Origin of the sequence: Amycolatopsis sp. NPDC058340, from assembly GCF_042723975.1 — a bacterium.
In the GTDB taxonomy this organism is placed as follows: Bacteria; Actinomycetota; Actinomycetes; order Mycobacteriales; family Pseudonocardiaceae; genus Amycolatopsis.
In genome coordinates, this window is record NZ_JBHXIB010000022.1 from 72,942 (window position 1) to 94,141 (window position 21,200).

16 protein-coding genes, 1 tRNA gene and 1 pseudogene are annotated in these 21,200 nt (G+C 69.2%); 9 read left to right on the forward strand and 9 right to left on the reverse strand.

Annotated features, from left to right (window positions below; all coding sequences use genetic code 11):
* Window positions 1–459: 459 nt before the first annotated feature.
* Window positions 460–675 (forward strand): hypothetical protein, encoded by a 216-nt coding sequence (locus ACFWIW_RS23910; RefSeq protein ID WP_378370462.1) that lies wholly within the window; start codon window positions 460–462, stop codon window positions 673–675.
* 79 nt (window positions 676–754) lie between these two features.
* On the opposite strand, the gene ACFWIW_RS23915 is transcribed toward ACFWIW_RS23910, so the two are convergent.
* On the reverse strand, window positions 755–1,276 hold the full coding sequence (locus ACFWIW_RS23915; protein ID WP_378370463.1) for a nitroreductase/quinone reductase family protein: 522 nt from the start codon (window positions 1,274–1,276) through the stop codon (window positions 755–757).
* 117 nt (window positions 1,277–1,393) lie between these two features.
* On the opposite strand from ACFWIW_RS23915, the gene ACFWIW_RS23920 reads away from it, so the two are divergent.
* A complete protein-coding gene (locus ACFWIW_RS23920; protein ID WP_378370464.1) occupies window positions 1,394–2,083 on the forward strand; it encodes a TetR/AcrR family transcriptional regulator in 690 nt (229 codons plus the stop codon).
* Here the strand turns inward: ACFWIW_RS23920 and ACFWIW_RS23925 are convergent.
* The gene (locus ACFWIW_RS23925) at window positions 2,067–2,690 is read right to left on the reverse strand and encodes a TetR/AcrR family transcriptional regulator (RefSeq protein WP_378370465.1); all 624 of its coding nucleotides are present in this window, start codon (window positions 2,688–2,690) and stop codon (window positions 2,067–2,069) included. The genes ACFWIW_RS23920 and ACFWIW_RS23925 overlap by 17 nt on opposite strands.
* A 9-nt stretch (window positions 2,691–2,699) precedes the next feature.
* On the reverse strand, window positions 2,700–2,894 hold the full coding sequence (locus ACFWIW_RS23930; protein ID WP_240596826.1) for a hypothetical protein: 195 nt from the start codon (window positions 2,892–2,894) through the stop codon (window positions 2,700–2,702).
* A 169-nt stretch (window positions 2,895–3,063) separates the two neighbouring features.
* Between ACFWIW_RS23930 and ACFWIW_RS23935 the strand changes: the two genes are divergently transcribed.
* Complete coding sequence (locus tag ACFWIW_RS23935; RefSeq protein ID WP_378370466.1) at window positions 3,064–4,587, forward strand: 3-hydroxyacyl-CoA dehydrogenase; 1,524 nt, start codon at window positions 3,064–3,066, stop codon at window positions 4,585–4,587.
* A 171-nt stretch (window positions 4,588–4,758) separates the two neighbouring features.
* On the opposite strand, the gene ACFWIW_RS23940 is transcribed toward ACFWIW_RS23935, so the two are convergent.
* The 5 genes and pseudogenes from ACFWIW_RS23940 to ACFWIW_RS23960 form a co-directional block, all read right to left on the reverse strand.
* Window positions 4,759–7,581, reverse strand: a complete 2,823-nt coding sequence (locus ACFWIW_RS23940) for a PQQ-dependent sugar dehydrogenase (protein ID WP_378370467.1) — start codon at window positions 7,579–7,581, stop codon at window positions 4,759–4,761.
* Window positions 7,582–7,667: 86 nt separating this feature from the next.
* Window positions 7,668–10,375: pseudogene (locus tag ACFWIW_RS23945) on the reverse strand (PQQ-dependent sugar dehydrogenase).
* Between the two features lie 123 nt (window positions 10,376–10,498).
* The gene (locus ACFWIW_RS23950; protein ID WP_378370468.1) at window positions 10,499–11,149 is read right to left on the reverse strand and encodes a L,D-transpeptidase; all 651 of its coding nucleotides are present in this window, start codon (window positions 11,147–11,149) and stop codon (window positions 10,499–10,501) included.
* A gap of 111 nt (window positions 11,150–11,260) precedes the next feature.
* Window positions 11,261–12,145 carry a serine/threonine-protein kinase gene (locus ACFWIW_RS23955; RefSeq protein ID WP_378370469.1) on the reverse strand — a complete coding sequence of 295 codons (885 nt, stop codon included), beginning with the start codon at window positions 12,143–12,145 and terminating at the stop codon, window positions 11,261–11,263.
* Window positions 12,146–13,786: an N-6 DNA methylase gene (locus tag ACFWIW_RS23960; RefSeq protein WP_378370470.1), complete on the reverse strand. Its 1,641-nt coding sequence runs from the start codon at window positions 13,784–13,786 to the stop codon at window positions 12,146–12,148.
* Window positions 13,787–13,863: 77 nt separating this feature from the next.
* On the opposite strand from ACFWIW_RS23960, the gene ACFWIW_RS23965 reads away from it, so the two are divergent.
* The 6 genes from ACFWIW_RS23965 to ACFWIW_RS23990 all read left to right on the forward strand — a co-directional run bounded on the left by ACFWIW_RS23965 (window position 13,864) and on the right by ACFWIW_RS23990 (window position 18,536).
* Window positions 13,864–14,610, forward strand: coding sequence for a PP2C family protein-serine/threonine phosphatase (locus ACFWIW_RS23965; protein ID WP_378370471.1), 747 nt, complete (start codon window positions 13,864–13,866; stop codon window positions 14,608–14,610).
* A 72-nt stretch (window positions 14,611–14,682) separates the two neighbouring features.
* Window positions 14,683–14,767 (forward strand) — tRNA-Ser (locus tag ACFWIW_RS23970).
* A 140-nt stretch (window positions 14,768–14,907) separates the two neighbouring features.
* A complete protein-coding gene (locus ACFWIW_RS23975; RefSeq protein WP_005167132.1) occupies window positions 14,908–15,168 on the forward strand; it encodes a hypothetical protein in 261 nt (86 codons plus the stop codon).
* A 1-nt stretch (window position 15,169) separates the two neighbouring features.
* Window positions 15,170–15,415 (forward strand): hypothetical protein, encoded by a 246-nt coding sequence (locus ACFWIW_RS23980; protein WP_378370472.1) that lies wholly within the window; start codon window positions 15,170–15,172, stop codon window positions 15,413–15,415.
* Window positions 15,416–15,430: 15 nt separating this feature from the next.
* Window positions 15,431–18,172, forward strand: a complete 2,742-nt coding sequence (locus tag ACFWIW_RS23985) for an FtsK/SpoIIIE domain-containing protein (protein WP_378370473.1) — start codon at window positions 15,431–15,433, stop codon at window positions 18,170–18,172.
* Window positions 18,165–18,536 carry a hypothetical protein gene (locus tag ACFWIW_RS23990; RefSeq protein ID WP_016337969.1) on the forward strand — a complete coding sequence of 124 codons (372 nt, stop codon included), beginning with the start codon at window positions 18,165–18,167 and terminating at the stop codon, window positions 18,534–18,536. The genes ACFWIW_RS23985 and ACFWIW_RS23990 overlap by 8 nt, the downstream gene beginning before the upstream one ends.
* A gap of 193 nt (window positions 18,537–18,729) precedes the next feature.
* Here the strand turns inward: ACFWIW_RS23990 and ACFWIW_RS23995 are convergent, their stop codons facing one another.
* On the reverse strand, window positions 18,730–21,120 hold the full coding sequence (locus tag ACFWIW_RS23995) for a lamin tail domain-containing protein (protein WP_378370501.1): 2,391 nt from the start codon (window positions 21,118–21,120) through the stop codon (window positions 18,730–18,732).
* Window positions 21,121–21,200: the final 80 nt, after the last annotated feature.

Sequence of the window (21,200 nt, forward strand, 5' to 3'; positions counted from 1 at the left end):
TCTCACAACAGAGAATACACAAAGTAAACCTGGTGGCTCAGGGCTAAGCACCACGTCGGAGGGGTGGGGCGGCCGCGATCTCGCGTGATCAGACAGCGCACTCACGTGATCAGACAGCGCACTCGAGAGATCGGCCCCCAATCACGAGACATCGCTCCCCAATCACGAGACATCGCTCCCCAATCACAAGAGATCGCTCCCCAATCACAAGAGATCGCTCCCCAATCACGAGACATCGCTCCCCAATCACAAGAGATCGCTCCCCAATCACGAGACATCGCTCCCCAGTCACGAAAGATCGGTCCCCGGTCACGTGAGATCGGCGGCGCCAGGCGGTCGGCCCGCCGGGGTCGTTCGTAGTCCGCCGAGCATCGGGCCGGAGCACCGCTTGATCGGTTCGCCCGCCGGTCCCACCGGTGCCAGAATTCCGGCAGGACACGTCGAGGCGGGGAGTTGTGGATGAAACGCTGGGTCACGCTCACGATCGGGCTGGTCTTCCTGCTGGTCGGCGGCGTCTGGGTGTTACAGGGCGCCGGCGTGCTGACCGGCAGCTTCATGACCGGGCAGAAACTGTGGTTCCTGATCGGACTCGTCGCGTTCCTGGTCGGGGTGGTGCTGGTGGCGGCCACCGCCCGCCGGACGCGACAGACGTCTAGTGACGACAAGGCCGGCTAGCCGCGGAGGCTTCCGAAGGTCGCCGGAACACGCGTGATCAGAGGCGGGACATACGTGATCAGAGGCGGAACACAGGACATTAGGCGATCTTGAAGATCGGGTAGCCGGGCGCGATCTCCAGGAGCTTCTCGTCGGACGCCTTCGCGTCGACACCGTCGAAGAACACACCGACTTCGAACTTCCAGCGCTTGAGGTACGCGCGCAGGATCTCGGGCTTCTCGTGGTCGGCGAGTTCGGTGTAGGTGAACGTCTCGGTGCGGCGTCCGACGCGGAGCTGCCCCTCGCCGGCGACGCGCAGGTTCCGCACCCACTGCGTGACACCGCGCGGAGCGACCAGATAGCGCTCCCCGCCCAGCTTCAGCAGGTTCACCGGGACAGAGCGCAGTTCGCCGCTCTTGCGACCGCGGACCGAGAGCACCCGGCTGCCCAGGACGCTGACGCCGAGCTTCGTCAGCTTGAGCACGAACTCGTTGAACGCGTTGGTCGCCTTCGCCGGCTTGACGTAGCGAATCGCGGCGGCCGCCGGGACGGCTGCGGCATCAGTGGCGGCGGCACCGGCGGTAGCGGTAGCGGCGGCGACTGGGGTGTTGGTGGTGGTCATCTCGTCTCCTCGAAGTCTGCGAGAGCAGTGCTCTCTGTTAAGAGCAGTGAACACCAGAGCAGTGCGCCATGTCAAGAGCAGTGCTCTTGTTTAGGTGCGATGCTCTAGAGTGAGAGCATGGCCGCCACTCAGACCGCGCGCGAACGCGCCCGCGCCGAGCTCACCCGTGAGATCAAGGACGAAGCCCGCCGCCAGCTCGCCGAAGTCGGCGCGCTCGGCCTCTCACTCCGCGCGGTCGCGCGAGAGCTGGGGATGGTCTCGTCCGCGCTCTACCGGTACTTCTCCAGCCGGGAAGAGCTGCTGACCGCGCTGATCGTCGACGCCTACAACGCCGTCGGAGAAGCCGCGGAGGCCGCCGACGACCCCAAGAAGGCCCCGCTGGAGCGATGGGAGTCGATCTGGCACGCGGTCCGCGCCTGGGCGAAGGCGCACCCGCACGAGTACGCGCTGATCTACGGATCGCCGATTCCCGGCTACCAGGCCCCGCAGGACACCGTCGCCCCCGCCGGCCGGGTGGCCTTCGCGCTGGTCGCGGTCCTGCGCGACGCGAATCTCCGGGTCGAGACCGAGGTCGGCGAGATGCCGGTCGAGCTGCTTCACCAGCTCGACGCGCTCACCGAAATCCTCAAGGTCAATCTGGGCCCCGAGACCGCCTCCCGGCTGATCATGGCCTGGACCCAGCTGTTCGGGATGATCAACTTCGAGCTGTTCGGCCAGTACGTCGGCTCCGTCGACCCCTCGGACGCCTTCTTCGCGCACGGGGTCCGTCAGATGGCCGAGTTCACCGGGATCAAGATGACCGGCTGAGCGCGGTCCACGAGCGCATCAGCAGCTGGACGGCGTCCACCACGTCCTCGTCACCGGTTCCCTCCGGGCTGAGGAAGCGCTGCAACAGGAGCCCGTCCTCGAGCGCGTGCAGGATCAACGCGAGGAAGGCCGGGTCGGCGGGCGGTTCCGCGCCCCGCGCGGCGAGCTCGGTCAGGATCGAGGTCTCCAGCAGCGACCTTGTCGACTTCTCGCCTTCGCCGACGAGCGGGCGGGCGTCGGGATTCCGCAGTGCGTAAAGCGCCAGCTCGGTGCGCAGCGTCAGCCAGCCGGCGAGGTGTTCGGCGCGCTCGGCGTTCCAGGCACGCAGGCGGTCCATCATCTCGGCGAAGGAGCCGACGCCGTCACGCAGCGCGGCAACCTCCTCGGCCTCCCGCTGGGTGCGACGGCGCAGCAGTTCGACGACCAGCTCGTGCTTGCCGTCGAAATTGCCGTAGAAGGCACCGCGAGTGAAGCCGGCACGCTCGGCGATCTGCTCGACGGACGTGCCGTTGACCCCGCGTTCGGAGAACAGCTCGGCGGCCGCCGCGAGCAGGCGCTGCCTGGTCTGCTCGCGGCTTTCCTCCCGCGTCAAGCGTTTCGCCGTCACACGGCGATCTTAGAGTTCGGGCTCGGGCTTCCGACCGGACAGCCACACCCCGCCCGCGAGGACGGCGGCGGCGACCACGACGGCCAGGGCGGTGAGCGACCACAACGCCTGGCTCGCCAGGAACGCGGCGACCGCGCCGAAGAGAACGGCGACGAGGAGCAACGGCGTGGTCCGGACGGCTGCGGCGGCGGGGACGGTGGCCATGGGAGCTTTCCCTTCGGGGGTGGTGCGCGGAACACTCGGTTTTCGCGGAGGAGACCTCGCCGGCTCGGTGGCCTTACGCCGAGCCGGGCGCGGATCACCCGTCCGGGCGAGATTGCGGCGTGGCGGCTAGCGTCACGACAGGACGACATCGAGGGAAAGGCGGCTCGCGGTGGAGAAGTGGGCGGAGCAGGTCGGCAGGATCCGGGTGATCGGAACCGGGGTGATGGGCCGGGGCATCGTCCAGCTCGCCGTGACGGCGGGGCTCGAGGTCGAGCTCGCCGACGCCCGGCCCGAGGCGGTCGGCGAGGCCATCGACCATGTCGGCGCGATGCTGGGCAAGCTCGCCGCGAAGGGCAAGATCACCGAGGAAGCGGCCGAGTCCGCGAAAGGCAGGCTGATCGCCGCCGAGGGTCCGCTGGCTCCCGCCGACGGCGTCGACCTCGTCGTCGAAGCGGTCCGCGAGGATCTGGAGATCAAACGCGCGCTGTTCGCCGAGCTGGAACGCGTCTGCGGCCCGGACACCGTGTTCGCCACCAACACCAGCTCGCTTTCGGTCACCGAGATCGGTGCCGCGCTGACCGATCCCGGCCGGTTGCTCGGCCTCCACTTCTTCAACCCGGTCCCGCTGATGCGGCTGGTCGAGGTCGTGCCCGGCGCGCGGACCGCCGCATGGCTGCCGCCCGCCGTGACCGAACTCGTCCGCGGCTGGGGACACGAACCCGTACTCGCCCGTGACGCACCGGGTTTCCTGGTCAACCACGCCGGGCGCGGGCTCGGCACCGAGGCACTGCAGATCCTTGCCGAAGGGATCGCGGAACCGTCCGAAGTGGACCGCATCGCCCGCGACGTCCTCGGTCTGAAACTCGGCCCGTTCGAACTGCTCGACCTCACCGGTCTCGACGTTTCGCACGCGGTGCTCGAAAGCATCTGGAGCGGCTTCCACGGCGAACCGCGGTTGCGGCCGTCGTGGCTGACGCGCCCTCGAGTCGCCGCCGGGCTCTTCGGCCGCAAGAACGGCGAAGGCTTCTACAGCTATGTCGACAGGCAGCAACAGGTCGAGCCGGAACCGGCCGCGCCGGAAGCCCCGAACACCCCGGTGTGGGTCGACGACGAACGCCTCGGCACGCTGCTCTCGGCGGCGGGTATCCAGGTCGTGCACGACGCCTACCCGGACACGGTCCTGATCGTCAGCCCGATCGGCGCGTCCACTGTGGACACCGCGCTCGCGGCGGGCCTCCCGGCGGAACGGGTCGTCGGCGTCGATCCTCTCGGTGGATACGGGAAACGCCTGACGCTTTCGGTCCACCCCGCGCTCGACCCGGCCGCCGGCCGCACCGCCTGGGGCGCGCTCGCCGCGACCGGCCTGCCGGTGACCGTGGTCCGCGACGGTCCCGCGCCGATCGCGCAGCGGCTGCTGGCGTCGATCGTCAACACCGCCTGTTTCATCGCCGGGCAACGGCTCGCGACGCCGGAGGACATCGACACCGCCGTCCGGCTCGGCCTCGGCTACCCGCGCGGGCCGCTGACCTGGGGTGACGAGGCGGGCGCGAAGCTCGTGCTGCGGGTCCTGCGCGGGCTCGTCGCGAGCACCGGCGACCAGCGCTACCGGCCGAGCGCCTGGCTCACCGAACGCGTCGCGCTGGGCCTGCCGCTCACCTCGACCGGCACCACCCCTGCCGACCTGCTGCGCTGATACCCCGAACGCCGTGATGGCCTCCTTCCCTACTTTGAAGGTAGGGAAGGAGGCCATCACGGACAGCGCGGCCACTCACGTCGGAGCTCCGGCCGCTAATGCCCGAAGCGCGTGAAGGCCCCCTTCCCTCGGCTGAACCGAGGGAAGGGGGCCTTCACGCGCGTTTACCGCTTACCAGCGGCCGTCGGTCACGGTTCCGTTGGAGGCGTTCCAGAACACATAGCCGCCCTGGAAGTTGTTCTGCCGTCCGCCGGTGACGGCCATCTCGTCGGTTGTCGGGTAGCGCAGGTACGAGCGCTCCCAGCCGAGCGCGGCCCAGCGTTTGCGGATCTCGCCCCACACGCCGTGCGAGTCGGTCGCCATCGACCAGTAGATGGAACCACCCTTGGTGAAGTGGGTGTACCGGCCGACACCGTCCGGAGTGGCCGCCTCGTCCATGGTCGGGTACCCCATCGGACCGGATTCCCAGCCGAGCGCCGCCCACCGGACCCGGATCCGGCCGTAGATCGCCCTCGCGTCCGTCTGGACGGTGTAGTAGATCGACGCGTCCTTGCTGAAGTGGTTGTACCGGCCGAGCCCGTCCGGGGTGCCCGCCTCGTCGGTGCTCGGGTAGCCCAGCGGTCCGCGCTCCCAGTCGAGCGAAGCCCACTTCTGCCGGATCTTGCCGTAGATCGGGTGCGCCCCGGTGTTCACGGTGTAGTAGATCGACGTCTGCAGGACGCCGGGCCAGACCGGGAAGTGGTTGTACCGGCCCACACCGTCCGGAGTGGACTGTTCGTCGGTCGCGGGCGGACCGAACTTCACGTGACCGCCCAGGGCGAGGTACTTCTTGAGGATCTCGCCCTCGATCTGCTTCACGCCCGTGTCCTTCGACCAGTACAGCCGCCCGCGCTCGTAGGTGCGGAAGCGGACCGTGCCGTCGACGGCCTCGGGCGCGGTCGGCGCGCCGAGTCGTTGCGCCAGCGCGGGTTCGTCGCGGTAGCGCTTGTCGATCGGGGTGATGTAGTTCGCCGTGATGGTCTGGTCGGTCGTGCCCATGGTGATGTTGGTCAGCCGCCCGGTGGATCCGTTCGACCAGCCGGTGAAGGTCGAAGCGCCGTCCGAAGCGACCTCGGCCGCCTGGATCTCCACCGTCGCGCCTTCGACCACCATCGCCGACGAGGCCCCGCCTTCCGGCGTGATGCCGAGCGCCGCGGCGACGTTGCTGGTCAGGGTGAGCCGGTGCTCGCGAGGCTTCGCGATGTAGGTCTTCGAGACCTTCACGCCGGCGCTGTCGGTCGCCGTCGCGGTGAACTCCAGGTTGGAGTCCGTGTGATCGGTGAACGGCATGGCGAACTCGGCTCCGGTGCCGCTCTGGTCCGGATGCGCGTGGCAGACCGCGTTCTCGGGGCAGTGCCGGACCAGGGTGGTCCAGGTGACCGGGAGAGCGCCGTCCTCGGTGTCGGTCACGGTCGCGCCGACCTTGACCTCCTCGCCGACGGCGAACAGGTGCTCACCGGGGTCGGTCATGGTCAGCTTCGGCGAATGGTTCCCGGGCGCCACGGCGATGTCCGTGCTCCCGGACGCCTGGAGGCCGTCCTTCACCGTCAGTTTTGCGGTGAACTTCTCGGTGCCCGCCGCGTAGGTGTGGCTGACCTTCGCGCCGGCGCCGGTGGTGCCGTCACCGAAGTCCCACTCGTAGGTCAGCTGGTCGCCGTCGAAGTCGTAGGAACCGCTGCCGTCGAAGGTGACCGTGCGGGTTTCGGGGTTCGTTTCGGAAGTGGCGACCGCGACCGGCGCCTTGTTCCCGGTGGTGTAGCTGAGCCGTCGCAGCAGACCGCTGTAGATGTCGGCGTAGACGATGTCGCCGTTGGCCGCGGCCAGGAACTTGACCGGACCGCCGATACCGGTGAACTTCGGCGGCGTCTCCTGCGGGCGGACGACGCGGCCCTGCGTGTCGTACTTGGCCGTCCAGAGCTTCTGGGTGGCGTAGTCGCCGAAGAAGTACGCGCCCCGGTATTCCTCCGGGTACGACTCTCCATTGTAGACAATGCCGGCGGTGACGCTGTTGCCGTTGTCGATGCCCTGCCCGTGGCGGATCGCCAGCATCGGCGGGGTGTTCACGGCCGATGCGCACTGCGGCATAGCGGAGAAACCGTCCGCGGGCTGGTTGCCCTCGAAGCAGGGCCAGCCGAGGTTCGCGCCCTTCTGGACGAAGTTGATCTCTTCCCAGGTGCCCCAGCCGACGTCGCCGACCACCGGGAGGCCGGTGCTGGCGTCGAGGCTGAACCGGAACGGGCTGCGGAAGCCGCTCGCGAACACCTTGGAGCGCAGGGAGTTCGGGTTCGCCGCGGAGTAGTACGGGTTGTCGGGAACGCCCGCACCGTCCGCGGTGATGTGGAAGATCTTGCCGAAGATCTTGTCGAGGTCGTACACGTTGAGCGCGAACGGGTCGGCCGCGCCCTGGAACCGGGAGCTGTCGCCGGTCGAGACCCACACCGTGCCGTCGGGGGCGGCCACGACGCCGGTGATGCCGTGGATGTCGGTGTTGGCGGCGCCCTCGATGAGCACCTTCTCACCGGTCAGCCCGGTCGGCTGGGCGGTGCCGGTGACCGTCCACCGCGAGGCGCGCAGGGCGATCCCACCTCCGGCGACGTCGACCGCGCGGGCCGTGTAGATCGCGCGGGAGGTGGCGTAGTCGGGCGCGATCGCGATGCCGACCAGGCCGAGGTCACCACTGCTGCGCACCGGCAGCGTGGCGATGCTCTGGGTCTGCCCGGTGGTGGACACCCAGGCGACGTTGCCCTGCTTACCGGTGGTCAGCATCGAGCCGTCGGGCAGGTAGGCGAAGTCGGTCAGGTCGTATGGAGCCTGTCCGCTCTGCTGGTCACGCAGGACGAAGCCGGGCGGCAGCACCGGCGCCGCGGACGCCGAGGTGGACGTCAACGGCACCAGCAAGGTCACTATCAGCAACGTCACGAGGGCGTGACAGAGCGCGCGGAATCTCGAAGGCATGCAGGGCCCCTTTCCCCAGTCGAACGTCTCATCGAAGGGGCCCAGGTGGACATTTCACACTTTCGAGTGCCTTTATCGAACTGTGATCACCACCGTCGGTCGATCACCTGCCCCGTGCTCCGGTTCCAGGTGATGTAGCCGCTCTGGAAGCTGCTCTGCCGTCCGATGGGGATGCCGAACTCGTCCGTCGCCGGGTAGCGCAGGTACGACCGCTCCCAGCCGAGCGCGGCCCACCGCTGCCGGATCGCGCCGTAGATCGCGTGCGAATCGGTCGCCATCGTCCAGTAGATCGAGCCCGCCTTGGTGAAGTGGTTGTAGCGGCCGACGCCGTCCGGCGTGGCGGATTCGTCGGTCGTGGGGTAACCGAGCGGGCCGGTCTCCCAGCCGAGCGCCTCCCACCGGACCCGGATGCGGCCCCAGATCGCGTGCGCGTCGGTCGGCACCGTGTAGTAGATCGACGCCTTCTTGCTGAAGTGGTTGTACCGGCCGACCCCGTCGGGGGTCGGGAGCTCGTCGGTCGTGGGGTAGCCGAGCGGGCCCGTCTCCCAGCCCAGCGCCGCCCATTTGACCCGGATCCGCCCGTACACCGGATGCGCGCCGGTCGACGGCGTCCAGTAGATCGAAGACTGCATCGTGCCTGGCCAGTTCGGGAAGTGGTTGTAGCGGCCGACGCCGTCCGGGGTGCCGGTCTCGTCGGTCGCGGGCGGGCCGAACTTCCGGTGACCGCCCATGGCGAGGTACTTCTTGAGGATCTCGCCCTCGATCTGCTTCACGCCGGTCTCGGCGCTCCAGTAGAGCCTGCCGTTCGCGTACGGCCGGTAGCGCACGGTCCCGTCGGCGACCTCGGGCCCGACGGGTGCGCCGAGCCGTTGCCGCAGCGCGGGTTCCGCCTGGTAGCGCTTGTCGATCGGGGTGAGGTAGTTCGCGACCAGGGTCAGGTCGTTCGCCGGGGCGGTGACGGTCACCGTGCGCGAAGTCCGCCCGTCGGACCAGTTGGAGAACGTCGAGACGCCGTCCGCGGCGATCTCCTCCGCCACGACCTCGAACGTCGCGCCTTCGGTCACCATCGCCGTGCTGACCCCGCCTTCGGCCGGGATGCTCAACGCCGCGGCGACGTTGCCGGTCAACGTCAGCCGGTGCTCACGCGGCATGGCGACGTACGTCCTGCTCGCCGTCACCCCGGCACTGTCGGTCACCGACGCGGTGATCTCGACGCGGGAGTCCTGGTGATCGGTGAAGGGCACGGTGAACGCCGGTCCGCTGCCCGGCGAACCGGGGTGCGCGTGGCAGGTCGCCTCCTCCGGGCAGTGCCGGATCAGCGTGGTCCACGAGACCGGCAGCACGCCGTCCTCCGCGTCCGTCGCCGTCACCTCGACGGTGACCGGTTCCCCGACCGCGAACGTCCGGGAGCCGGGATCCGTCATCACCGGTTCCGGCGAATGGTTTCCGGGCACCACGACGACGTCCGTTCCGCCGGAGGCACCGAGACGGTCCGTGACGGTGAGCCGCGCTGTCGCCCTCGTGAGCCCGGTGCCGTAGGTGTGGGTCACGCGGACGCCGGTCTGGCTTGTGCCATCGCCGAAATCCCAGTGATAGGTCAGCGGATCGCCGTCGAAGTCGTAGGAATCGCCACCGTCGAAGGTCACCGTCCTCGTCGACGGCTCGGTGCTCGACGTCGCCACCGCGACCGGTTCCGCGTTCGTCCCCGGATAGCTGAGCCGCCGCAGGTTGCCGGTGTGGATGTCGGCGTACACGATGTCGCCGTTGGCCGCGGCCGCGAATTTGACCGGCCCGCCGACGCCGACGAACTCCGGCGGCCGCTCCGGTGCCCGGACGAGCCTGCCTTGGCTGTCGTACGTCATCGTCCAGATCTTCTGCGTGACATAGTCACCGAAGAAGAAGGCGCCCCGGTATTCGTCCGGATAGGACGATCCACTGTAGACGATCCCGGCGTTGGCGCGTTTCCCTCCCAGCAGGGCCAGGCGTGGTTCGCCCCGGGCCGCACGACGTCCACCTCCTCCCAGGTGTTCCAGCCGACGTCGCCGACGACCGGCAGGCCGAGCCGCGGGTCGAGGGAGAACCGGAACGGGCTGCGGTAGCCGCTGGAAAAGACCTTGGAGCGATTGGCGTCCGGCGCCGCGGCGGAGTAGTACGGATTGCCGGGGACGCCGGCACCGTCCGGGGTGACGTGCAGGATCTTGCCGTAGAGCTGATCGAGGTCGAGCGAGCGCAACGCGCCCGGGTCCATCCTGGTGAAGTCCGCGGCGTCGCCGATGGAGATCCACAACGTGCCGTCGGGCGCCGTGACGAGCCCGGTGATGCCGTGCACGTTGTGGAACCCGGGAAGGTCGACGAGCACCCGTTCGTTCCCGAGACCGGTCGGGACGTCCGTGCCGGTCACCGTCCAGCGCGCCACCCGCATGGTGAACGCGCCGCCGCCCGTGTCGAACGACCACGTGAGGTAGATCCGGCGTGACGTGGCGTAGTCCGGCGCGACGGCGAGACCGACGAGCCCGAGGTCGCCGTCGTCGTGGACGGGAAGGGTCGCGATCGTCCTGGCCGGACCGGTGACCGGCACCCAGGCGACTTTGCCGCTCTTGCCGATGCTGAGCACGGAACCGTCGGGCAGATAGGCGAAATCGGTCAGGTCGAACGCGGCCTGACCGCTCGGCTGGTCACGCAGGACGAAGCCGGACGGCAGAGTGGGCGCTCCGGTCGCTTCCGGAGCGCCCACCCATCCCGGGAGTAGCAGGAGCGAAACAGACAGCGCGGCGAGTACCCGGCTCCAGATCATCGGCACTTCCCCATTTCCGGCGTGTCCTGGCACGTCGCCGGGAACCGGGAAGTCATTGCCGCCGGGGGCTTTCATTTATCTCAAAGCAACCGAACCGCAATCGATCGTCACGCGGTGGAGCGATCAGGCCACGACCTGCACCACATCGCCCTTCTGCAGGGTCGTGAAGTACTTCTGGGAAGCCGCCGCCGACAGGTGGATGCAGCCGTGCGAGTACACCGAGAGGCTGCCCGTGTGGAAGGCGATCCCCGGCAGGAAGAACACGGAGTTCGGCATCGGCGCGTCGAACTGCTTCGAGTGGTAGTTCTTGACCTTGGCCGAAACGTGGAAGACACCGGTCGGCGTGGGGTACCCCTTCTTGCCGGGCAGCTGCTTGACCGGGCCGTAGATGACCTTGCCGTCCTGCAGCAGCCACGTCTTCAGCGCGGAGAGGTCCACGCAGGCGCTCACGCCCGGCGAGGCCAGCGCGGCCTTGCAAGGCACGTCGGCGGCGTTCGCGGCCGGTTTGGGCGCCGGTTTCGGCGTCGGCTTGGGCTTCGATGACGTCGGCTTCGGCTTGGAGGACGTCGGCTTCGGCGTGGAACTGCTCGGGGTGGGCGTCGCAGAGGAGGTCGACGGTGCCGAAGACGGCGCCGACGTGGTCGTGGGCCCGCCCGACGGGTCGCCCTGCGCGACGGCACCGCCACCGGGTGCGCTGCCCCCGGCGTTTCCGGAACACGCGGTCAGCACCAGCGCGGTGGCCAGTGCGGTCACCCCCATCAGGAACTTCTTCACGACCCGTACCCCCCGTTTGCCCGTAGTCCGTCTGACATGGGTAAAGACGGAGCTCACCCGTCCGGGGTTGTTGATCGGGAGGTCACGATCGCGTCTCAGGGGGCTGAAAGCTCACGGCACGCGGCCGACGACCCTCGCGTACATCCGGCCCGGATTGGCGCCTTCGTCGAGATATCCGGGCAGCGGCGGCAGGTCCCGCGCGAACACGGCCAGCCGCCCGAACAGTTCGTCGGCGTCGCGAGGCCGCCGTTCCGGGTCCTTCTCCAGCAGGTCGGCGAGCAGCATGTTCAGTCCACCCGGGACACCGTCCACTTCGGCCGGGCTCTCCTTGACCTGCTTCTCGAACACGGCGTACGCCGTCGGGCCGGTGAACAGCTGCCTGCCGGTCAGCATTTCGTGCAGCACGCAGCCCAGCGCGTACAGATCGCTGCGCGGCCCGGCGATCCCGCGCTGGATCTGTTCGGGCGCCATGTACGCGGGAGTGCCGAGGATCTGCCCGGCGCGGGTGAACTGGGCGACGTCGGTCTCGCGCAGCATCGCGAGCCCGAAGTCGAGCACCTTCACGCTGCCGTCGGGGCACAGCATCAGGTTGGTGGGCTTGAGATCGCGGTGACAGATGGAAAGCGCGTGCGCGGCGGACAGCACGGCGCAGGCCTGCGCGGCGATCGCGGCCGCCCACGGCACCGGCAGTGGCCCGTGTTCGGCGGCGAGGTCGGCGACGGTCACGCCCTCGATGAACTGCATGACCTGGTACAACCGCTCGTCGTAGGTGCCGAAGTCGTACAACGTCGGCGCGCCCGCGTGTTCCAGGGTGGCGAGGATCCGCGCCTCGCGGATGAACCGCTGTTCGAGTTCGGCGTCCGGGCCGCCGGGGAGCCCGAGGAACTTCACCGCCACGCGGCGGCCGAGATGCCGGTCGTGGCCCGCGTACACCGCGCCCATCCCACCCCGGCCGAGCGGGAGCTCGTCGAGTTCGTAACGGTCCGCGATCAACAACTAGTTCTCCGGCTTGAGCTGGCCCTCAGTCAGTCCCACCAAGCCTAGCCTCACCAGCTCCAGGCCCGATTCCGCCGCCTCACGGAGGGCGTCCTCGAAGGCGGCGAGCCGGGTGAACGCCGCCCCGTGCGCACGTTGCGTCTCGATCGGCAGGCGCGGGATCCGGGTGCGTTTGAGGTCGATCCTGGTCGAAGACGTCGGCGCGAGCCGTCCCGCCGCGCGCAGGCAGCCGGCGAGGAACGCGGCGTCGAGCCGTTCGGGATCGGTGCGGTACTTCGACATCGTCGGTTCCGTCGCGATGGTCTCTCCACTGTGGACATACGCGGGCACGATCGGCGACGCGACGACATCGCCTTCTTCCACCGATTCCGGCACGGTGAGCACGCCGGACTTCAGCAGCTCCCCGATCGTGACGTACGACAGCTTCTCGTCGGAAGCCACCAGCGACGGCAGCTCCGGCCGAATCCCCTCGAAATGCCTTCGCACGTCGAGGAAAGCCTCACCCGCGTGCACATCGCGTGCCTGATGACGAGCCGGGGACAGGTCGATCTCCTCGTCGAGCAGCTCGATGATCCGGACCGTGCCCGGCACGTCGGCACCGCGCAGGTATTCCTCCACAGTGGACGGATCGGTCGCCAGAAGAAGCCGGGACGGGGGCCGTTCCCCCGGTTCCGGCCGTCGCAGCAACCAGAGATCGGCGCCGCCGACCGTGACCACGGCACGCAAAGCCCCGGCACGCAACAGGTTCCCGCGAATCCTCCGCCCCGTGCGACGGCCCGCCGCGGCGGGCGGCATGCGGATCACGACGGGCCCGCCGGGTTTCACGTGCGCGAGGCAATGCTGCACCCACGCCAGCTCCGGTTCGCCGCGCGGCGGCTGGCCGTACTCCCAGCGCGGGTCACCGATGAGTTCGTCGTAGCCCCATTCCCGTTCGTTGAACGGCGGATCGCAGACGACGGCGTCCGCGAGAACGCCTTCGTAGGAGTCCATCGACAGGGCGTCCGCGCCGTACATCTCCATGTCCGCCCCCGCGAGCAGGAGCCGATGCGCGGCGATGCACGAGGTCGCCGGATCGTCGACCTGGCCGAGCAGCCGGGTGCCGCCGGAGGCCAGCAGCAGGGTCCCGAGCCCGCACGCGGGATCGAGCACGACCCCGGGATCCGGACCGATGAGCCGGGACATCAGCGCCGCCACCGGTTCCGGCGTGACGGACAGCTGGCGCGAGTGCGCCTCGACGTAGCGTTCGCACAGGAACTCGTAGGCCTCGCGTGCTCCTCGCTCCTCGGCGAAGCGGTCCAGCAGGCCGAGCAGTTCGGCGTCGTCGTAGCGGGACGAGAAGGTCCACGCACCTCGCCGCGACAGGTACGACCCCACCCGGCCGACCCGGTCGCCGAGCGCCAGATCGTCGCCGAGGTTCCGCAGCCGCTGCCACACCCGGTCCCCGAGCGAGATCTCGACCGGTTTCCCCCGCTCACGCAGCCAGCTCTCGACGGCGAGCAGGGAGAAGAGGGGGCTCGACGCCGTCCCGCCGACGGGCGGCGGAAAATCGCCGTAACGTCGACGCCAGTTGCTGACGGCGGCGCGGCCGACGCCGGCGATGCGCGCGATGTCCGCGGCGGTGACGGTGGCTTGCTCCTCCATCGCCGCATCGTAACCGACAGCTGACCATTCCAGCCCTTTGTTTGTGAACTCAGTACACAGCTGCTTTACTGGGAGCCATGAGGTACACCCTTCGGTACGCCGCCGGCTCGGACGTCGGGCGGCGCCGCCAGGTCAACCAGGACTCGGTCTACGCCAGCACCAGGATGCTGGCCGTCGCCGACGGCATCGGCGGGCAGCCGCACGGCGAAGTGGCCAGCGCCGAGGCGGTCGGCGTCCTGTCCCGGCTCGACACGGACCTCCGCGGCTTCGACCTCGCGGACGTCGACCTGGTCGAGGTGCTCACCGGCGGCCTTCGCGCCATCGACGACCGGCTCGCCGCGACGGCCGAGCAGGAGCCCGAGACGCGCGGCATGGGCACCACGCTGACCATGCTGCTATTCGACGGCTCCCACTTCACGGCCGCCCACATCGGCGACTCGAAGGGCTACCTGCTGCGCGGCGGCACGCTTCAGCGCTTCACCCGCGACCACACGCTCGCGCAGGCCCTCGCGGACGACGGACGCATCGACCCGTCAGAGGTCGAGGGGCACCCTCGCGGCTCGCTGTTGATGAAGGCACTCCTGAGCACCGGCAGCGGCGAAGCGGACATCTGGACCTTCGACGCCGCCCCCGGCGACCGTCTCCTGCTGTGCTCGGACGGGTTAACGGCAACGGTTGTCGAAACCGTTATCAAGGACGTCCTGGGCGCCTTCCAAGATCCCGCCGAGACCGTCCCGAGGCTGATCGACCTGGCCAACGAGGGCGGCGGACCGGACAACATCACCTGCGTCGTGGCCGACGTTCTCGCCCCTTCGGCCGCATGAGTCCACGAAGCGGCAAACGCAGGTCAGACCCGCCTTCGCGGGGGCGAAACGGCATCCGGTATCGTTCCCCACGGAGGATTGGCCGAGCGGCCTAAGGCGCACGCTTGGAAAGCGTGTTGGGTTCACGCCCTCGCAGGTTCGAATCCTGTATCCTCCGCCGTCAGCAAGGCCCCGGACGTTCCGACGTCCGGGGCCTTGTTGATTACTTAGCAGGACCTTCACTTAACAGAGTCAGTTGATCACGCTAAGTTTAATAGTGGTCGTTCCAGCCCCCGACGTCCCAAGGAGTCCGCCAAAATGGCCGGAGTCGAAGAGATCCGCGCTGGTATCGCGCTCGCGAACGAGAAGGCATCCGCGAGCATCGCCGCACTTCAGCAGGCAGCGCAGTCTCTCGAAGAAGCCCAGCTTTCGCTTTCCCAGGCCACCCAGGGCAGCACACAGCACGAGGTGAGCCAGGCGCACGGGCTTCTCGCCGAAGCGCTGCAAGGCATCACCGGTATGCAGAGCACCATCCAGGCGGGCATCTCGTCGGCCGAGTCGTACTCGACCCGTCTCTGACATGTACCTCGAGGAACTGCACCAGCTGCTGACGGCCGTCCAAACCGGCCTCGCCGACGGACGCGCCCATGCCGAGCGGGCTAGGAGCCTGCTCGAGGAGTCCAGACGCGCCATCGTGGAACCCCAGGCCCAAGCCGTGCCATGGGTGCCGCCGCAGCTGGAGCAGGCCGACGAGGGAATGGAAAACCTCCTGACGCGCCTTTCCGCCGCTGACGACCTGGTCAGCGGTTACCAATCCCGTCTCTGAGATTGGCCAGCCGGTATGGGCAGCAAAGCGAGTGAACAGCGCAATCGCGTCGCCACGGCGCTCGAACGGGTCCGGCACCAGATCGGGCTCGTCCTCGGCGCCGCCGCCGGCGCCCGCCAGGCCGCCGAGGCGGAACTGGCCAAACTGCAGCTGGAACAGCACATCGTCCGGGTGGGGATGAACAACTCCACCTCGGAGCAGTACGCCGAATGGTCGCGGCATCCCGCCGCGAACGAGGTGTTCGGCCTGCTGGGCAGCGTGCGCGGCCAGTTCTACGCCGACTGGGAAGCGGGCCCGAACGCGTTGCGCGAACTCGTCGCGAACAACGCGCCCGGGCCCGCGAGCCAGCAGCCGGGCAATTGGCTCGGCCGCGTCGGCGGCAATCCCGGCATCACCGCGCCCGGGCTGTGGCGCGTCGGCTCGGCGACCGTGCCGGGCAAGGACGTGCCGCGCACCTTCGACGTCGCGGTCCCCCTGCTCGACGAGTCGCATCTGTCGATCACGTCGGCGCCGAAGACCAGGGCCGCGGTGGACGGCATCGTGCAGAACCTGCTGATGCGGATCCTGAGCACGTTCGAACCCGGCGCGGTGCGCGTCCATCTGTGGGATGTCGGGCAGCTGACCGCGATCCTCCCCGACCTGTACCCGCTGAGCCGCACCAGCGCGCTCACGCTGTACGACCCGGGGCGGCTCGAAGACCTCCTCGACGAACTGGCCGGGCACATCCGCCGCATCCACGCGACCGGGATGCAGGCGGGGCACACGTCGCTGCGGCAGATCCGGCGGGCGAGCGGCCAGCGTGTCGAACCGTTCCGCGTCGCGGTGCTCTACGGCAACGGCGAAACCCTCGAACCGGAACGCGCCCGCGAACTGAAACGGGTCGCCACCGGGGCGCTCGCGGCCGGGATCTGCCTGATCCTGATCGACGTGCCGACCATGCTGTCGACGTCGGTCGAATCGCTGAGCCTGCACGACGAGCGGCGCGCGATGAGCAGCATGACCGGCCCCGACCTGATCGTCGACCTCGATCCGCCGATGCCGTCCGGGCAGGTCATCCGCGCCGCCGGGCGGATCGCCGAGGCGCTCATCGCCAAACAGGGCGGGCCGCGCGCGTTCGCCGACCTCCTGCCCACCGAGCTCGGCAAGGAGAGCTCGGCGCGGGAGCTGCGGGCGCCTGTCGGCTTCTTCGAGGGCGAGGCGGTGGAGGTCGTCATCGGCGACGCCAGCCCGCATGTGCTCATCGGCGGGCCGAGCGGTTCCGGGAAGACGAACTTCCTGTATTCGCTGCTCGGCAGCCTCGCGGCGCGGTATTCGCCGGACGAGCTCGCGCTGTACCTGCTGGACTTCAAGGAAGGCGTGTCGTTCGCCGGGCTCGCGCCGGGGCGGCGGGACGCCAGCTGGCTGCCGCACGCCAAGCTCATCGGGGTCAACGTCAACACCGACCGCGAGTTCGGCCTGGCGCTGCTGCGCTACCTCGCCGACGAGCTGCGCCGCCGGTCGGCCGCCGCGAAACTGCACGAGGTCACCAACCTCGCCGACCTGCGCGAGCAGGACCCCGGCGGGCACTGGCCGCGGATCGTCGCGGTGATCGACGAATTCCAGTACCTGTTCGCCGGCCGCGACGGCGTGACGGCGACCGCGACCCAGCTGCTGGAGGACATCGCGCGGCGAGGGAGGTCTCAGGGCATCCACCTGGTGCTGGCGAGCCAGGACGTCGCCGGGATCGAGGCCTTCTGGGGCAAACCGGCGGTGTTCGAGCAGTGCACGCTGCGGATCGCGATGCCGAAGGCGCGGCGGGTGCTGTCCGAGACCAACAACGCGGCCGTGTCGGCGCCGAAGTGGCACGCGGTGATCAACCACGATTCCGGGGTGGCACACGGGAACCAGCTCGCCCACGTCCCGGACGCGAGCAGCAAGGACGTCTTCAACAAGCTGCAGCACCGGCTCTGGGAGCGGTACTCGGAGTCGTTCAAGCGGCCGAGGCTGTTCGACGGGGCGCATTCCCCGGTGCTGGAACAGTTCCCGGCGTTCACCGACTTGAAGCCGACGGACAAACCGCGGGCGCTGCTCGGCCAGTCCATCGACGTCGACGAGGCGGCCTGCGGGGTCGAGCTGCCGAAGGCACCGGGGCGGAACGTCGCCGTCCTCGGCGCGGCCACGGCCGAAGCACTGTCCATCATGGACTCCGCCGCGCGTTCACTGGCCCGCCAGCATCCGCACGGCTCGGTGGAGTTCGTGCTCTCGTGCCCCATCGAGGCGTCCGTGCCCGCAGTGGCCGAGCTGGCCGACCGACTGCGTTCGGAAGGCCACGAGGCGACCCTGGTCGACGATCTGCCCGCCCGGGTAATCGATATCGCGGAGAATCTGTCCTCTTTGGACAAAGCGCGGGTGCTGCTGCTGTACGGCGTCGACGCGTCGATCCCCGCACTGGAGGCGAAGGCGCCCGGACAGCTCAAGAGCGGTCTGGATCAGCTGCGGGTCTTGCTGAAGCAGGGCCCGACACACGGTGTCCACACCATCGGCTGGTGGCGCAGCATCGCCCGGCTGAAGGACACGCTCGGTTTCGCCGGCACCGACGACATCGGATCCTGGGCGGCGTTGGACGTCCAGGGCAACGAGCTGTCGCCGTTCGCCGCCGGGCAGGTCGTGCACTGGTCACCGCGGCCGGGGCGGGCGCTGTTCTTCGACCGCACCACCCACGGCGCCCCTGAGGTGATCATCCCGTTCCAGCGTCCGGAAGGGCTTCTCGATGGATGACGGCATCACCGCGGCCATGCGGTACAAGGAGATCGTCGGCCTCGCGCGCGCTTCGGCGGAGAACCTCCGGAACTGGGAGATCGGCCGCGCGGACGAACTGGAGGCCCGGCTCGCCGAGGCGCACCAGGCCGTCGCGGACGCCGCCGAACGTGAGCAGCGCGCCGTCGACCGCTGCACACGCTGGTGGAAGATGGCGCAGCACAACGTCGAAGGCCTCTCGTGGCTGCCGGAGGACGAAGACCCGCGCCCGGTGCCGACCGCGCGGGCCGGGTACCTGGAGAAGTACCTGGAAGAGGTCAAGCCGAGCTACCAGGAACTCGTGCAGGCCGTCCTTTCCCTGGGCTGGCGGGCGAAACGCTCCTGATCACGCGAGTTACGGCTCCAGTCACGCGAGTTACGCCTCCAGTCACGCGAGTGCGCCCTCCAATCACGCGAGTCCCGGCGTCGATCACGCGCACTCGATGGAGGGCACTCGTGACTGGACGGACGACACACGTGATCGAACGGACGACTCGCGTGATCAGAGCCGTAACTCGCGTGATCAGAGGCGGAACTCGCTACAGCTTGCCGAAGATCTTCTCCAGGTGGTCCGCCAGGTCCCAGAACGCGTCCTGGACCGGGTTGCCCGCGCTCGGCCGGAACCGCAGCACCTGCGGGTCGTGGTCGCTCGCCTGCTTCGCGAACTCAGCGTTCAGGTGCACGACGTCGTAGTCGAGCCCGCGCGGTGCCCGGGACGCCAGGATGTGGTCGAGCACCTGCGACTGACCCTCGAAAACGTAGCTGTACCGCTCGTTCTCGGGCAGCGACGCGATGAGGTCCTTCAGCGCGCCACCGGCGGTCAGCGTCTGAACGGCGGGCGAGAACGGGTAGTCGTTGATGTCACCGGCGACCACGATGTTCGCGTTCTTGTCCGACGCGAGCAGCTTGTCGACGAAGCCGCGGAGCACGGTCGCCTGCTTGACCCGCTGCACCTCGGAACTCCGGACCGGCGGCTGGTTGCGGCCGTGGGTCGGCTGGTCGCCGCCCTTGGAGTTGAAGTGGTTCGCGATGACGAACACGGTGCGGCCCTTGAAGACGAACTCGCCCGCCAGCGGTTTGCGGCTGGCTTCCCACGCCTCGTTCCCGGGCTCGACCCGGCCGGGCGACATGGTCAGGTGGGTCTTGCCATGCTCCTTGACCACACCGACCGGAGTGGTCGCGTCGCCGCCCGACCGGTCCACAAAGGACACCCGGGCCGGGTTGAACAGGAAGCCGACGCGGATGTTGCCGCCGGGCTGGCCGCCGTCCTTGCCGTTCTCCGGGTCGATCTGGCGCCACTCGTAACGCGGGCCACCGGCGGCGACGATCGCGTCGACGAACTTCCGCAGCGTCTGATCAGCGGCGACGGTGCCGTCGTTCGTCGGCCCGTTGTTGTCCTGGATCTCTTCCAGGTTCAGGATGTCCGGCTTCGCCAGGTTGGTGACGACGGCCTTCGCCAGCTCGCCGAACTTCTCCGCACTGTCCAAAGCGGACAGGTTCTCGACGTTGTACGTCGCCACGGAAAGCTCACCACCGCGCTGGGCGCGGGTGCTCTCGCGCTGCAATCCGTTGTCCTTGGCGGCGCCAAGCTTCGTCGCGAACAGCGTGTAGCCGCCGAAGTTGCTGTACTCGACCGGGCCGGAGGTCTCGCCGGTGAGCACGTCGCCGGTGTTGACCTTCGGGAACGGCTGCTGGGCGAACGGGATCAGCGAGGCGACCTTGAGCACGCCGGTGTTGAGCCGGTCGTAGTCGAGGTACACCGCGCCGCCGCGGACGCTCGGGTTCTGCTTCGGTTTGGTGGTCACGTAAAGCTCGTTGAACGACGACGTCGGGCCGACGACGCGCGCGTCGGAGACGCTGACGATCTCGCTCTCGTGCGTCTCCCAGAAGTCCAGCGAGTACTTCGCGGGCTCCAGCGGCAACGGCTCGATGCTGCCGCCCGGCGCGGGGGCGACGGTGTCCGGCACCGTGTCCGGCGTGACGACCGTCGGGGCGGGCAAGGCGTTTCCGTTCGACTGGACCGTCCACTGTGCACTAGTCAGCTCGGTGAGCGACTGGTACGGCGAGGTCGCGGGCGCGTCCGGGTAGAACTCGCGGACAGTGCCCGCGGCGGTCACCGCGTCGCCGACGGCCACGGCGGGCGTGGTCGAGCCCGTGAAGACGAACAGACCCTCGCTGGTACGCGGGTCCGCGTCGGGTGCGGTGTCGGTGATCCAGAACCCGCGCGCCGAGCCGAAGCTCCGGATCGCGGTGACGACGCCGGTGACCCCGGCGACCTTCCGGTCCTTGAGCGGCGAGATCCGCGTGGTGCCTTGGATGTCGTGGATCTTGGCGTCGACCGGCGGCGGGCCGGTCTCGCCCGGCGTCTCACCCTTGGCGTTGGTCGGCGTGGGCGCGCCGGAGGTGAAGTCGGCGGCGTTGTCGTCGGTGTCCGCGAGCGTCGCACCCCTGGCGACGGACGCGGTGTTGGACGGCGCGGGTGCCGCGGTTCCCTCACGGATGACGGCGGTGGAGCCGAAGCCCACCAGATCCTTGATCCGGCTGTCCGCCGCGCAGTCGGCGGCCGTCTTGCAGGTCAGCGCCGTGGTGCCCTGGACGAGCGCAATGGTGCCGGCGGTCGCGGACAGGGCCAGCGAGCCGGTGGCGTCCGGCGTCGGCAGCGCGACCGTGCCGCCAGAGCCCTTCGCCTGCGCGATGAGGTACCGCGCACCAGGCGCGACGCTGCCGGCCAGCGGCGTGACCTGCCAGCTGCTCCCCGACGCGGGCGCGTACTGGACGCTGAAGCCGTCGAGGCTCACGGCGGCCGCGCCACGGTTCGCGAGTTCGACGAAGTCGTTGGTCAGCGTGGCGCCGGAGTTGCCGCCACCGCCGTAGACCTCGGCGATCACGGCGTCGGCGCTGGGTGCGGCGAGCGCGGCCGGAGCGGTCATGCCGCTCACGACCAGGCCCGAGGCGACGGCCACGGTCAGGGCCCGTCTCCGGGCAGCACGTCGGGATGTGGTCACGCTGA

Coding starts and splice junctions, on each gene's coding strand:
- ACFWIW_RS23975 (WP_005167132.1), top strand. CDS start 14,908: ATGGCCGGAGTCGAAGAGATCCGCGCTGGTATCGCGCTCGCGAACGAG.
- ACFWIW_RS23965 (WP_378370471.1), top strand. CDS start 13,864: ATGAGGTACACCCTTCGGTACGCCGCCGGCTCGGACGTCGGGCGGCGC.
- ACFWIW_RS23915 (WP_378370463.1), bottom strand. CDS start 1,276: ATGACCACCACCAACACCCCAGTCGCCGCCGCTACCGCTACCGCCGGT.
- ACFWIW_RS23985 (WP_378370473.1), top strand. CDS start 15,431: ATGGGCAGCAAAGCGAGTGAACAGCGCAATCGCGTCGCCACGGCGCTC.
- ACFWIW_RS23910 (WP_378370462.1), top strand. CDS start 460: ATGAAACGCTGGGTCACGCTCACGATCGGGCTGGTCTTCCTGCTGGTC.
- ACFWIW_RS23930 (WP_240596826.1), bottom strand. CDS start 2,894: ATGGCCACCGTCCCCGCCGCCGCAGCCGTCCGGACCACGCCGTTGCTC.
- ACFWIW_RS23940 (WP_378370467.1), bottom strand. CDS start 7,581: ATGCCTTCGAGATTCCGCGCGCTCTGTCACGCCCTCGTGACGTTGCTG.
- ACFWIW_RS23995 (WP_378370501.1), bottom strand. CDS start 21,120: ATGACCGCTCCGGCCGCGCTCGCCGCACCCAGCGCCGACGCCGTGATC.
- ACFWIW_RS23990 (WP_016337969.1), top strand. CDS start 18,165: ATGGATGACGGCATCACCGCGGCCATGCGGTACAAGGAGATCGTCGGC.
- ACFWIW_RS23980 (WP_378370472.1), top strand. CDS start 15,170: ATGTACCTCGAGGAACTGCACCAGCTGCTGACGGCCGTCCAAACCGGC.
- ACFWIW_RS23920 (WP_378370464.1), top strand. CDS start 1,394: ATGGCCGCCACTCAGACCGCGCGCGAACGCGCCCGCGCCGAGCTCACC.
- ACFWIW_RS23960 (WP_378370470.1), bottom strand. CDS start 13,786: ATGGAGGAGCAAGCCACCGTCACCGCCGCGGACATCGCGCGCATCGCC.